General features: G+C 53.8%; 2 protein-coding genes. Both read right to left on the reverse strand.

Annotation, left to right across the window (positions count from 1 at the left end):
- Positions 1–25: 25 nt before the first annotated feature.
- A complete protein-coding gene (locus tag NXT09_RS12755; RefSeq protein ID WP_268579924.1) occupies positions 26–11,749 on the reverse strand; it encodes a LysM peptidoglycan-binding domain-containing protein in 11,724 nt (3,907 codons plus the stop codon).
- Positions 11,742–15,482, reverse strand: a complete 3,741-nt coding sequence (locus tag NXT09_RS12760; protein ID WP_268579925.1) for a hypothetical protein — start codon at positions 15,480–15,482, stop codon at positions 11,742–11,744. Before NXT09_RS12760 ends, NXT09_RS12755 begins: the two co-directional genes overlap by 8 nt.
- Positions 15,483–15,560 lie beyond the last annotated feature (78 nt).

Here is a 15,560-nt window from a genome sequence, read left to right on the forward strand (position 1 = left end):
GTTCTGTGAATTAAGGTTAAACCACTCATAGCGCCGGGGCGATGTACTGCACCGGTAGGTACAAATCAGAGAGATTAAGCAACGGCATCGGGTTCACCGTCAGGTCCGACATAATAGTGACCTCAAATTCCAACTTGGCCTGTAGCGTTGAAGGATTGTACGTCTGCACCCAGTCGGTAATCGTCGCGCTCAGGGTCGCCACCATGTCATTCAGCGTCAGCGTGCTAGTACCTTTTCCGTCGATATTGACCGACAGCGGCGGCATTATCGCCAGTGGCAAGGGAACCGGCATCGCGAAAAGTTCGGTTGAAAGGCTGTAAATCCAGGTGGTATTAATCTGGATCGTGCTGTCACCGCTGACGTTGGCATCAAACAGTGCGTTAAACAGCACTGCCAGATGCTGCTCAAGCGTGCGCGGTGTCGGGTTACCGTCCGGCGAATTCAACGCGGCAATATTCACCTGTCGGTCAGAACGTAGCGTCGGGTGCAGCGGGTTACCGAATGAGACTTCCGGCGTGGTGAAGACAAACGGCTGACTGATGCTGCCGCCGATATCCTCATTACGCGTCAGATATACCGTCGAAATAGCATCCTGCCGTTCCAGAATCTGCATACCCGGCAGCAACACCGTACGCGCCGCCACACTTTGCGCAACTTCTGCAGTCAGCGGCTGCTGGTTGCTATCCAAATAGTACCAAGCGTAGAGGCCAACGCTGGGATCGCTCATCGCCTCAATAGGTACCGCCGTATAGCCCTGAATATTTACGACGGGATCTTTCGCCATCCCGGTTGGCGCACCGTCGGTAGAGTGCAGCGTGACAACCCACACCGCTTGATCAACCTTATCAATCTTGACGCTGCCGGTTTCCTCAGCAATCCAGAAATGCCAGGTTGCCCCACTCAACTGTGGCGCGCTTGGTGGTGCAATGCGTATTCCACCGGCTCCCGCCTGAGTAGCAATATCAGTGACTATCTTCAGATAAGCCCCTAATGCCAGAGAAGCATCGTTAATCTTGTTCTGATCGGTCGTGCGGGCATCAATCAAAGGCACCGTTTGGCCGATTAGCTGCGTCAACGTCTTCTGGCTACTCATAAACTGCGCCAGCCCCTGGAACGCATCCATATAACCTGCCAGCCGTAACATACTGTTATCCTGAAGGTTATAAGAGACTTCGTTATAGATACGATCCTGCTCGAAGTGGAAGTCCGTGCTGTAGGTGTAGCTGTAATTCCACTGGGTTAGCTGACTTAGTTCGCTGGCCTGCGCGTCGGTCGCAACACCGTTTTGCGTCATCATGCGCGGCGTAGCAGGAAAATCACGCAGCAGTAGCGGCACAGTGAACTGTCCCAGATTACCGCTCAGCATCGCGTTGTTATCGGTCCAGATAGGTGACAGCCAACTGGAAGCCAGATAGCCCTCAATGCCCGGTATCGCCGACACCTGATGCTCAATTGATGCCCCCGTCCACGAAAGATCCAGCGTCACGCTCTGGACCACTTCACCATCCACTTTGATGTTACCAGGAGACGACATCAGGAAAGTGATAGGCTGATTATTGCCATCCACCAGCGGCATCTTGGGCGACGTTAACGTCACCAAGCTCTGAATTTCTTCACTGTCAGTGTTCCAGGTCAGGTTGCCGAACAGTTGCGGGCTCTCTTCGTCGGCAAGCTGTGGAATATCTGCACTCACGGTGGCGCCAAAAGAGATTGCAGCACGTACCGTATAGAGATTAGAAAGCTTCACAAGCAGGCTCTGATACAATTCTTTCTGAGCAGACACCAGTCGGGTACTACTCTGCCCGGCATACACCGGGCCCATCAGTTTTGATGCAGCCTCAGCCAGTGAGTCCTTCTGCTTAGCCAGTTCCGCCATAAAGCTTTCTACACCCGCGGGCTTATTGGTCGCTTTAGCATCAATAACCAGAATCGATGAGGTAAATTCCGGCGAGAACAGCGTATCGAAGAAGCTGAAGAAGCTGCTCAGCCAGCTGTCCATATCTGTGCCGGACCAGGTGTTGCTGGCAGGCGTGGTGGTGAAGCTGTTGGTCGTCGGATCGAAGTCCGCCAGTTTACTGTATGGCCAGACCTGCGCATCCCGCGTGACAAGCGTGTTGGATACCGGCTCTGGGGCAAACAGCTCTGGCGTTCCCTTATCGTTCGCCTGCCAGGCAATACCGTTACCAGAACCATTCACAGCCATACGCATCGCCCACACCGACGACTGGCTGACGCCAGCAGAAGGAAGGTAGCGATCGGTCCCTTGTGCAATCACCAGCGCAAATGCCCCTTCCTCAGAAAGCGTTGCGTCGATATCGCGAGCGAAGCTCTGCAGGATATTTTGATTACTACCTGCTGACGAACGCTGGGTTCCAGCTTCAGTTTTTGCCGAAATAACAGACGTCACCGCCAGCGTCTCGCTGACAGCAGAAAAATCCCCTTCGGCAATACCGCCAGTGCGCTTAATGGTGACGCTCAGCGTCAGCGGGAACACACTCGCTGGGTTCAACGCCTGCTTTGCGGCGGTCACGAAAAGCATAAAACTCAGCGGCGTTGGATCAGGTAAGCTGGTGTTCCCCTGCGCTCTGGCGGCAAGGAATGTCTGAATACTCACCAACCATCCCGTCAGCGTGCCCGCAGCACCATACTGGTCACCGAGACCAATCTGTTCTGGGCTGATCTGCAAGCTGTCTGCCACCAGCGTGGTTTCCATGAACAGTGCAATACCGTTAGGATCGTCAAGCTGATACAAAATCGCGTTCAGCGTCTGTAAAGACGAATTGGCACGGGATTGCCAGGCGTTAGCAGTGTCTTCCTGACTGGGGTTAAACGCGCTGGGATCGAAGGCACTGGTCAGCTGAATCTGGAAGTCCTGGCCGACAGGTGCGGTGTCAGCCACCGACCAACTGGTGGAGATGGACGGCCACTGGGCAACGGTCATCAGGTTATCGGTATATCCCGTCAGCGCTGGCGCGTTGTTATTCGCTCCCGCCACGCTGTGATTGTCATCCAGTGTTGAAACCATGCGGTTGCCATAGAGATCGTTCCAGCCGTAGTCAACCTGCAAAATACGGCCATTACCACTGTATGGATTCCCCGGATTGATGCTGTCCCGCACAAATTGGGTATACGGAATCGACGTCGAGTATGTCAGCTCATCTGCACGGGTCATTTCACGCACAAAACGCACTTTACCATTACCACTGGAAGCATCATCAGACTGCTGTCCTAACGGCAGCCCCACGTTACTGGCACTGAAATCGACATTCCCCTCCACCTGATACGCCAGTAGCGTAAAGTTGTTCAATAAGAAATCCACTGCAAACTGAGGATTGGTCGGATCGGCTGGAATATCCGGCAGCCCGGCACGCGTAGCCAGAATCGGCTGTACTCCCGGAACCTCTGTCGCTGACTGTGATAACGGGCCGCTCATCAGCGTCAGCGTCTGGTCGGCGCTAAGCAAGGATGTAGCCGTGGCGTTCTGTCCAGCCAGTACCGTTACGCTGGTGCCATACCACGACGCAATTGATACCAGCGTCGTGCCACCGGGAGAACTGCCCACCGTAAGCACCACCGCTGGAAGGCGAATAGCGGTGCCGTTTGCCAAACCGCTGTTCCACTGAGCATCGGTAATTCGCGGATTTGCCAATTTAATCGCGGCAGCATCCATATTGAACCAGCTGGCGATCGCGCTCAACTGTCCGCCCGGAGCGCTGCCGTCAACGGGCACACGGTACAGGCCATTGTTAACCACCAGTTTTGCACCCGCCGTTAGCGCAATCTCTCCGCCGGCAGCCAGCGTCTTATCCACCAACGACACCAGATTACTGAAATAGCGCGATGCCACCGCTGTCAGACTGTCACCAGCCTGCACTGAATGGCTGACCTCTTGCGAACGCGCCTTAGCAACTAACGTTGAACTGGAGATATCAATAGCATCGCCAGTCACTACTGCGTTCATATAAGACTGCAGGCGTGGCTGGGGCGCATACATTACGATCAGATTAACGGTCGCTTCACCTTTGTCGTTAAAGGCAGCATCCGGCAGTCCCGCGCCGCTGTCGGCGTCGAAATAGTAGAGGAAGAACCCGCCGGAACGCGTAATGCTTGCCTCCCAAAGCAGGCGAACCAGCTCCGTGGGTTTATTGAGGATGTTGCTATTGGTTTCATCCTCATCCTCCAAACGTGCCGCAGCCAGAAACGCAGACGGTGGCAGCGTGACGGTAGACAGGTTGGTTTGCGAAATCCCGAAGGTGACGCCAGCGCCTGTGTCCGCAGAGAAGGTGGAGCCGCTACTGCTGCTAGCCGCCTGATACCCCACAACCATCGAGGCATAGTCGGCGTCACTCTGTACGTACTGCACCATACGTTCGAGGATCAAGGCATCGCTAGCGCTGGCGCCCATCACTTCATATGTACATTGACTGGCGCTGCTCGCCGTCCCGGTTGCGGCAAGTTTCTTCACCGTAAACTCTACGGAAGAGGCCCAGGCGACACGTTCTACCGGTGTATCTTCCACCTGTCCGGTGGCGACATTCATTCGCACCGCTTCAAGGTCAAAATTCGGGCTGTTGACGGCCTGGAGATCTCCCGGTTCGGAAGCGCTCAGGCTGGTCAGAGCCAGCATGGAATCCGGCAACGACCAAATCTGCGTCTGGTCACCCGTGGTACCAGACGGGAAAATAATCGGATTGATACTTTGCCAGCGGATACCGTTAGAGAGCGGATAGCGTGCAGGCTCATCGTCGACGGTGACCCAAGCATCAATCGTATCCGGCCCGGCAGGAAGAATCGTCGTCGTGGCATAGCTGTTCAGCGCGGCAATGCGCTGATAGTTAATATCTCCCAGCGTCTGCTGCTCATCCGGTGGCGCAACGGTAAAGGTTAGCGCAGATGCACCGTTGGCAAAGGAGAGCCAATCAACAGCGCCGCCCTTACTCAGAGTAATCGTCAACGGCGAATCAGGTAGCGTACTCAGTGGCAACTGTTGGCCAGTAAGAGCAAACAGGCCGGCGTAATCCGGCAGGCTTAACGCTCCGGTCTGAGTATTTTTCGTTACCCACATGCCCGGTTTGTTCGGCGTGATTTTGCTGGTCGGCAGACGCAGGCCATGGAAGTAGTAGCGTGACGCCATGCCGCTCAGATGGTTGATCGCATTCACCCGCTGGGCCTCAGCCAGCAGCGCGGAGACCTGGAATTGCGGCAGTTCCACCACATCCAGCAGTAGCGGATTTTGGTTCTCATCCTGTGCAACAAACAGGTCGATAATATCGCCGTTCTGCGTAGTAATCGGGTTGTCGACATCCTCACGATCCACCCCGGCCAGATCCTTAACCGTGATACCGTAAGCCGTCGAGACATTCTGCAATGTATCGCCCTGTTCAACGGTATAGCCGAACGGCGGCACAGTCAGCGTGGCATTGGACTGGAAGAGGCTGGTTAGCGTCAGAATATCGCTGCTGGCAAACAGCTGTGCCAGAGAGATCCCTGCACCAATACGCGCGGCAAGTGACGTCAGGGTTTCCGACCCGGAAATAATATAAGGTGTGCCAGAGTAGGTCACCGTTGCACCAGAGAGCAGGATACCGGCAATATCGGCGTTGTTCGTCGCCAGCGCCGCCGCATCAAAGGCGCCGCCGTACTGACTCTGCGCGGCCACCGACGTGAAGCTATCCGTCGCAGACAGCACGTAGCTGACCAGCGGCAGTTGCAGCGTTTTACCCGCAGTGAGCGGATGTGACTCGTTGCCTTTAAACAAATCGTAGAGAGAAAACAGCGCGCCATCCGCAGCAGGCAGTTGTCCCGTGGTGTTAACCCAGCTAACAATTCTGTTGCCGCAATCGCCCGCCGCCAAAGGATAGTTAAAGTCGCGCAGGCCATCGCGCATCGCCTGCAGCATCTGGCGCATTATCAGCACAAAATAGTCACTGAAGATAAAGGAAGCGACAGACAACTCGCTGTTACGGTAAGCCGTGAATGCCTTCAGACCCGCACCATTGCTCTCCTGTTCTACCTGCACCGCCAGTTGGTTAAAGTATTCGCGCAGGAAGGTAACAAAATCATCACTGACGCTGTTGTAGTCAGCAAAGGTGTAGTCAATATCCGGCTGACCACCCCAGCCCGGCATTGCGATGTTTAAATTCACCGCCATCGGGAAATAGGCCGCTTCGGCGGTGCCAGCATCGGTAGGCAGGCTGACAGCCAGGCGGAACTGATTATTCATAAACTGTTCGATATCAGCCACGCTGAGCGGCATCGGTACATTTTCTGCGTCGTTCAGGTAGTTGATCAACGTCTCCAACGCCTCGTCGGTCACGATCGCTGCATCGATCTGTTCTGGCGTCATTGCTGTAGGCTGGATAGCCGCCACGGCCCAACGGGCAACCATCTTGGCTATTTTTTCAAACGACGTGTCCTGTGCATTACCCGCCGCACGCAGCAGATTGGTACTGTTATCACCGGTTGCCGAGCCGGGGGCATCAATAAACAGGCTGGCGACATAACAAGGGAACTGCTTGCTGATATCGACAGTAGGGCCAGCGAACGCATTATCTCCGGCGATACCCGGGGCAAAACCGAGATAGCCAACTAAGCTGTTGTCGCCACTCGTACGTGCCAGCAGATTGCTCCACTGTGGTGTGATGTTTTGTGCCGTCGCCGTAAAAGCTCGCAGGCGAGAACGACTGGATTTCATCGACAGCAAACGACCGCCATCAGACTTCGCGGCTACCCGCCATGGTGCATCCTCAGGCCGTTGCAGATACCCCAGAGTGAACGATTCCTGAATGTGGGTGGAGAAACTGAAACTGAGCGAAATTTTGAACAGGCCCAGATTGATCTCCGCTTTGGCGCTCACGCTCACTTCAACGGAGACGCTGACGGGAATGGGCGAGTAGGATGCCAGCGTGATCTGCGCATAGAGTTTCAGGTTGATATCAACCGACGCTTTAATAATCACAAAATCTACGGAGCCGTAGAGGTGACCAATGATGCCAAAAGTACCCTGTAGCTGAAAATAGTACTGCCCCTGCATGGTCATCGCATTACTGCTGCCAGTGTTGCTGACGTCGTAAGGATTCCACTTAGCGAGGATCCCTTCAATAATGCCGAAAATGGTCAGGCTAAATCCGGCCTTCAGTATCCCGACGTCCAGCGATTTGCCCAGACCAATTTGTGCACCGAAGCCAAACACCAGATTAGGATTAAAGAAACCGTTTGTTGCCAACGGCAGTTGAGTCACCACCACGGCGGGCAGCTTGCCAAAATAGAAACCGCCGGATCCTAGCGCAGGGATCCCTGGGGGGATAATGGCTTCCACCGAGAAAGAGCGAGAGAAATTCTGGTTCCACGGGAAACCGATATCAAATTTAAAGTCCCCGTTGGTATAAACCTCAACGCCAAAGGTGGGGAGCGTGATGGTGACCGCCCCCACATCAATACGACGCATCAGCGTTGGCAGCGTGATTTCTGCCTGAAACACACCTAGCCCGTCGCTGATCTTACGGTAGATAATCTGGAAATCGAGGCCTGCAAATACCTTCGCCGCTTCGCCTTCCAGCGCAATACGCAACGCATAAAGCGTGGGATCGGTAAACACAACCTGCAGGGTAAAGACGTAGCCATTGCCACTATCATCCCCCTCATTTTTCTTGTCCTCGATCTTCAGAACGCCAAAATCGGTGGCGAACAGCCAGTTATTGCCCGCATCAAAACCAATCTGCGGCACGCTTTTACTGTCCGGTACAGGCAAAGCAGCCAGCAAGTCGATAGCCTTCTGCACCGAGGTGATATTTTGCAGATCCTTAACCTGAACATGCTGCCCGGCTGCCAGCAAGCGCAGATCGAGATACTTATTACCGCTGCCTGGAGGCGCTGGCGTTGACGAAGGATCTGCCGCATCCCACGTCAACCCACCATCGTCAGTCAACGCCCTGCTATCGTTGCCGATTTCCCACAGGAAATCGCCTTCCAGCGTGACGTGTACGCCCTTATTTTCCCCTTTTGGCTGATACTCCAGCGAAAAACCGGTGATTTTGGCGAAGATCAAATCTAGCGGGCCGATATCGACGCGGAATTTCACCGAGTTATCGTTGAAGTTCCAGATCAGCGAGAAATTGGCCAGCGTGATACTGTTCATCACATTCCACGGCGCGGCCAGACCAAAGGTAGAACCCGTCATCCAGGAGATGAATGTCTCTACCATCGATCCCAACGAGGTGGAGTCGGTAAATTTCAGCGTGGCGATATTGGTCTTGCTGTCAACTTGAGCCGACAGCGGCCCCCAGAAAAAGCCGTAGGAGTTATAGCCCTTATCGTAGTTATAGAATACGGTGAGATCGATATTGTTCCAGAGAATCTGGGCAGAGACGTTGCCATAGCTGGTGTCTTCATTCTCAGCCGCCGCCAGCAACAGTGGCTTAGGCTGCATCGGCACCACCACGCCGCTGTTGCTCAGCACGGGTACCAGCGCTTTCCCCACCAGCGCCGCATGTGCCTGCGCTTTTTCTTCTGCCGATCCCGTACCAAATTTACCCGTGATAATCGACTTAAAATCTTTGCCAAGTGGCGTATTCCATACGGTGATGGTTCCCCCAACCATATAGGATGTCGCCTTATCTGCATCCCCCTCACCGGCCGATTCTTTTGCCGATTCCACCTTAAAGATCAGCTCGGAAATATCCAGATTGGGCATACCGTCAACCCACCAGCCACTACCAAGGTAGGTCTGAATAATCTGTTTCACCTTAATCGCACTGTCACCCTGCTGGCCCGCAAATGACCAGGCACCTTCTCCGGCATAAATCGCCGTGACGCTCATATCCACGGCAATATCCGGTTGTTCAGAGAACAGCACGGTGGCGGCCGACAGCGTACCGGTCACTTCAGATCCCGTGCCTTCAATATTGATAAACAGATCGGTCAAACTAAACGTTGCCACTCCCAGCGACAGATCCCAGCTGTTCAGCTTAATGCCCGCGCTGATGTTATAAACGGACTCAGAACCTTTCTCACTCGGTACCACCGTCATCTCGAAGTTACCGAGATCGGCATTCAAATTGATCCCGTACTCAGGAGGAAGGAAGAAGAAGATGAGATCGCCAAGCGGAATCGGCTCGCTGTCCTCCGTCAAGCTGGCGGAAGCTGTCAGGTTTGGATAACTCACCGCCACATCAATACTGCCAGGCCCAATCGCTACCTGACTGCTGGCTTGCCAACTGCAACTACGGGAGCCGGTGGGTTCAGCGATCCCCATCGTAAACTGCAGATTGTTCAGAGTAAGCTTTGGAAACAATACCCACGGCTGGTTGTTTACCAGTAAGAGTTCGAACGAGTCGATAGCAGACGTCGCGTAATCGTAACCAAACTTCAGCCGCTGTAGCTCAATATTACCCGCACCGTTGATCGCCGCTGGCAGGGTATTCATAAAATTGATACCGCCAAGCAGCGCAAACAGATCGTTAAGTGAAGGCGGCTTGATAGAGAGATCGCCGTCGATAACAATCTTCCCTTCTGCCGAAGACGGAAAATCCATATTGAAATCAATGGGATTTCCACCCACTGTTATTTTACAGACCACGGCACCGGTAAGCCGCTCATCATTACCGGGGATGGTCGCATTAACGATGACGCTGTCGAGGGTAAACCACGCCACTGCGTTTAAATTCACATCGCCAAGTACCAGCGTAAAGGCGGTATCAATCGATTCGCCATCGGCGTTCATGGTGAATTCAATGTCAGTTTTCAGCGACATCCCAAGAAAATTGAGCGTCTGCCCGGTAACGGTAATCTTATCTCCACCTTCTGGATAGTCGATCACAACCGACTGCTGCGCTGAACCAATAGTGAAGCTATTGCCGCCAATAATGGTGGTGATAAATTTATTAAAAGAACCCGAAGAAAATACGCTGGGGAACAGCGACAAAGCACCTTTTGAGGTCGCGTTTTGCAACTGCTGGTCGAGCTGATCGAGCGGTGTTTCATCGTCCCCCTCGGCAGCAAACGCCCGCAGGCACAGCGCACTGCTGGATTTCGCTTGGGTCGGATTAACACGCATCATCAGAAACATCAGCGCCTGCAAAAGCTTATCGTTAGCACTATCGCTGAACCAACGTTTCAGCCCTTCAAAGTAGAGCCGCCAGTCGCCATCTTTCTTCGCATAGTCCCGAGCCTGTTCCACCAGCAATGCCGCCAGCCTTTCCGGTGGCATCTTCGTCTCAGCGCTATAACCGTTTTTAAACTCGTAGATGCCAATCTGAATCAGGTCATAGGTGGCACGGAAAAGCTTATCGCTCAGTATGCTGGGCGTACTAGGCTGCTGCACGGCATTAACAGAGGAGGTGGCGTCGAGAAGCGGACTGCCGAAACTGCTGGGGTAGGGATTGATCCCCACCTTGGTCAGCTTGAAGAAAGGCTTGCCGAGATTGAGCGCCAGATTAGCGGTCCCCTGCCCTTCAAATACGGAAGGCAGAGCAGCGATTTCATAGAAGTAATTAAACAGATCCTGCGGCAGCCCAGGCAGGTTGATCACAATCACGCCGCGATCGGCGAGCTGTCCCACCAACGAGTTAAGATCGCCAGCGGAAATACCAGGCTCGATATAGATATTCCCCGGCTTAGGTGACTGCGGATTGGTGTCAGGCTGATACAACCCTTTGTTGATGCACCAACGCTGGGTGTAGTAAACAATCTTCTCATCCTGATCCATATCGGCAGGATTACCAGCTATCGGTTTAGCCGCGTTAATGGGAATAAAATCTTTTAGTGCATCGAAAGTCGTGGACTGCAATTGATTCAACAGAATAATCACGATCGGTTGGTTAAATGGCTTACCGGTTTTTTGCGCCAGTGCACAGGCCGTAGCCAGCTCAAACGGTATTTCCGACGCGCCACCGAGGACCGGTTTGCGCCCCCAGGCAGAGTCATATAAGCCGTAAACAGGCAAGGTTTGCACCTTCTGTGCAATCACCAGATCAACGACCGCTTTCGCCCGGTTAATCACATCCTTATTGATATTGGGTATCTGTAGCAGCTGTGCCCAGTCGGGTTCCTGCGGTGTCGGCATGGCAAAAGCGCGATAGGAAAATGCCCCCTGCTGCAAGCTCTGCTGTTTCGCCAGATCGATATAGCTATCGGCATCTTTTGGCAAAATTAAACTGAGGGGCTTATCCGATTCATTGACGATTTCCCACATATAGGGCTGAAGTTGCAGGTAAAAATCTACCTGCAGCGCATTTGCCAGATTCTGTTTGGTAATGCTGGTGACTTCTGCCCCGCCGTTAATACACAGCGGCACCTGCCCGCTCAATCCAGTAACCGAACGACTCTCCCCGTCTCCGGACTGTTTTTCCTGATAAGGAAAGAAGGTAATAGTCACGCCGTTTAGCGTGTACGGCTGTGGATTCTTTGGATTCAGTCCAGGCAGCAGTACCGCCAGTTTGTCGATAACCTCACTGCCGTTCGTCGCGTCATAAATCAGTTCAACGGGATTGGTAAAGCCGAGAGCAATCATGCGCTTTAGTAAATTCACCGTATTCGCCTGATTGCCAAAACCGGAAGAGCGATAGACAAAGTAGCGTAGGGGCTGGGTCGCCAGATAGGTTTGCAGACGGGTGAGCCCCTGGGCGGTGATAATACCGTTGGTGGACTGAGCCGATACGGAGAAAGCATTGATCAAAGCAGCAAGATTCTGTGCGCCACCGCCAGTCAGTGCGGCGTTAATCGGGTGCAAAGGCAGGATCTGTTCACTCATTACCGGCACTCCCCTTCGTCAGTGAAGCAAGGCGCGCGCTGTCGTCGCCCTTGGTTTTCGGCTCATTGTTATAAACGGCATACCAGGCAAGGCCGGTTTTGGGCGCTGCGCCGCCGGTGGTACTGTCGGCGTCGCCGAACAGATAAAATGCGGTGCTACCGTTAGGTGGTATTTTCAACACACCAAGGAATTTGATGGCGATTTCATTAAGGACCAGCATGAACTGTTTGCCAGTGCCATCGCTGCTGCTCTGCGATGTCGTCGTCACAGCGCGGCCAGTTCCGTTTCCGTTATCACCGGCGCGCCAGGTTAGCGGCTTCAACGACGTGGGATGCAGTAACGTTCCCGGTTTGTCGGTATACAGCAGTTGGATGGTGCCGTAAGACAGTGCAATCACGCTTTGCAGACTGATCAACGGTGCCCCATTGTTGGTGCCCGGCATTTTCAGCCCTGTAGTGGTCTGGTATCCATCACCCTCACTGTCCGGAGACCACGCCAGCAGCAAGTAGGCATTCAACCCGGCTTTACCCGCCAGATCGCCAGCCGTCCCGAGGTTCAGTCTGAACTGGAGTCCGTTCCACTCTCCGCTCACGCCGCCCATGCGAATGTTGGTCACGACGTCCAAATAGCCGAGCGACGCAGGCGTCACCTCATCATCGCTGGGGCTAACCAGCCCCACCAGCTCCATAGACAGCGAGTTATACAGGCTACCTGCGCGCGCAACGCTGGCCGCCATATTGAAAGCAATCTGGCTGCTGTCGAACGTTATCTGCCGGTTATTCAGGGGGGCGGGCGTGTCAAACGACATATTGAGGCCCAAATTGCTGTAGTTCAGGCCAGTGCGTGGTGTATAGAGGTTATCTTCCGGTCCGAAGGAGTAAAAATCGATCGCTGTACTTGTATCTTCATCTAAGCAGATACTATCCGTGTCGCCATCATCCTCATCGTCCTCCTCATCTCCCTCATCATCGTCTACGGCAATTAACTTCAGGAAGCTCATATAGCCAGTCAGATCAAAGCGGATTTGGGTCTGAGCGCTGTCGGAGCTTACGGTATTCATTGAGGCGGACAACGTCTCCACCGCGCAGAGCACATTATTGTTAAACAGAAAGCTGTAGTCGGAGAGCGTCTTCATGCCATAGGTGGGCTTGCCATTGTTGCTTTGGAAGGTACCCGACATAATGATTGAGTTGTACTGATTGCCCCCATCCCCCATGTCTGTTACCGCACTGCCGAACACCTTGTTCAACGTCAGTTGGGTATAGCTGGAGAACTGTTTTACCGCCGTGTTTTCAAACAGTACCTTCAGCGTCAGGGTAATGAAGTCATAATCCTCCCCGTAAGCCGGAGTTACCGGACTTCCCTCGCTACTGGTGTCATAGCTGTTATCAACATAGTAGATCAGGCCATACACCGAGCTCTGCTTATCAATCTGAATCCCCGTCCCTTGCGGATCGCTTTTAATCTGGCTGATCTGCACTGCCAAATGATGGGCGTAAAATCTATCAGGGTTACGGATACCCGCAGTAATCCCCGCCAAATCGTTCGGTACGGTAGCAATTTTGGCGCGTAATACCAGAATACCGGTCCAGTTAGGATCGGCGGCAATGCGACGGAAATCCCCGAAGAATTCGTCATCTTCCTCCGCAAAAGCGGCAGTAAAATAATCCTGTAACCACTGCGACAGATTGACCATCTGCTGCAGGTCCGGCGTATCGCCAGATGTCATGGTCGGTGCGGAAAAGGTGTCTGCCTGAGTCCATTTCGATGGACTGGCAACCAGATTATCGTCAACGTCTCCCTCGGGATCCCACAGCGGACCGGTAATATTTTTTACGATCATCACATTGGTGTAATCGCCATAGTCGAGAGACGTTCCAACGTCGGCTTCAATCACCCAGCCGCCAATATTCAGTTGATTGCTGAACGTTCCGCCGCTGCGTACAAAATGCTGTGCGTTGGCCGCCACCAGAAATAATTGATTAGTCTGGAACGCTTGCTGCAATTCAGCACTGGGCTGATTAAACGCCAGCTCTCCCGGATCGGGTGTCACCACCTGCCCCAGCAAAATCTTTTCCCATGCGCCGCCGGTGGATGAGCTGTCCACGCTGGCAAGCACACCCGACGGAGTGGCGAAATTTACCGTTCCTCCCGCGGCCTTCGCTGCCAGACGTGACGGAAGGCGGGCAGCGTGCTGTCGCGCTGACAGCGTCTGGCCCATATTTTTATTGCCTATAGCCTTACGGCGCGTCGGGCCCACGATCAGTGTTTCAAACTGGCGACTCTGCTGTGGGCTAAACAGGTTAACCCCGTCACCGGGCTGAAAACCGCGATAGGGTACCAGCGGGAAAGGTGCCGTTCCGCTATCCGGCAGCACATAGCCAGGATCGACATGCCCCAGCATTGACGGGTTTTTCTGCCACACGTAATCGTCATAGCCAAAGAGCGCCGCACCATCGGGCTGTGCCGCATAGGTATTCTGCTTGCCGGCAGGAGGCAGCACCGTCGCCCAGGAAGTGACATAACTCTGATTAAGCAAGATATTGTTATCGGTTGGTGCCCCGGTTGGTGAGGCGGCAGGCGGAGGAAACGCCACCGCATAAGCCCCCATCTGGGAGATAAAGCGCAAGCAAGAGGCGCTTTCCACCGAGTCCCCGGGAATCACTGAGATAAACTCGCTGCCGGAAAGTCCACACAGTATTTCAGCGGTAACGCCGTTCGGACCAGGTGGTGCACTAATCAAAAAGTCACCAAAAGGTGCGGCATGAAAGTCTGTCACGCTGTCAGAAATACGGTGGCCAATAGCAAACACCAGCCCGGCGTTTTGGTGACTGTCTTCCTGCGTGGCGATAACCGGTGTCAGCGTCACAGCGTCGCCCGTGACCGTCACATAGAACGAATTGAGCTGGGTCGTGCGGCCATCCTGATTCGTGCCGCCAAACAGCAACGCCGAACGATTACTGTTTTGGTTATTCAGGGTATTGATGGCGTTCAGTGGGTTAGCAGGGTCGATGTTGGCCTGAAAATTCAGCATATCAGTGGCACCGTCCGACCCCGTGGCCAGCGGCAACCATTCAGAAATCAGACCATCAAACGCCACACCATTGGTAAAGAGAAAATGGAACCCCCAATGCCAGCTGTTGTATAACGACGAACGCTGGATAGCGGTATCAAAAGTGATACAGCCGCGATTAGCGCCCGCAAACGGCAGCGTAGCCCACGGTGCGGCTGCCATTTGTGGTGCCGAGGCACCAGTAAACGTCACGCTGCCCTGACTCAGCGTCAACACATTGTTTCCGAGGCTAACCTTCATCCCATTCTGGATCGAAAGCGCCATACTCGGCAGGATATTGGCGTTAGCCAGACCGGAGACCACCGATGAACCATCGCCCGCCAACCCCAGCCAGATAGGGGCAGTAGACTGTGCCAACGCGACCGGATCGGGGGTAGATAACCAGAGAATGCCGCGCGAAGCAGCCTGACGTGCCGCGGTATTCTGCACCGCAGTCACAAAAGCAAGCTGTACATCAGCATCGTCGTTAAAATTCAATGCCTGCGGACAGAAGACAAAAATACCCGCCAGACTGGTATTGGTTAGAGCATCGGAGAGTTCAATATCTTTCCCTGCCGCAGGCGCATTTACGCCCAGAACGAAGGCTAGCGCCCCCGTATTATTGCCATCATTATTGGCAAGATAGAGTGCGGAACTGGCTGCCTGTGCAAAAAAAGCCATTGAACATCCTCCGACGAAGAGATGTACGGTTTAAGCCAAAGGAAGCATTCCCTTTGGCCGTATTATCTTTGCTATGTG

Origin of the sequence: Pectobacterium jejuense, from assembly GCF_026800125.1 — a bacterium.
Taxonomy (GTDB): Bacteria; Pseudomonadota; Gammaproteobacteria; order Enterobacterales; family Enterobacteriaceae; genus Pectobacterium; species Pectobacterium jejuense.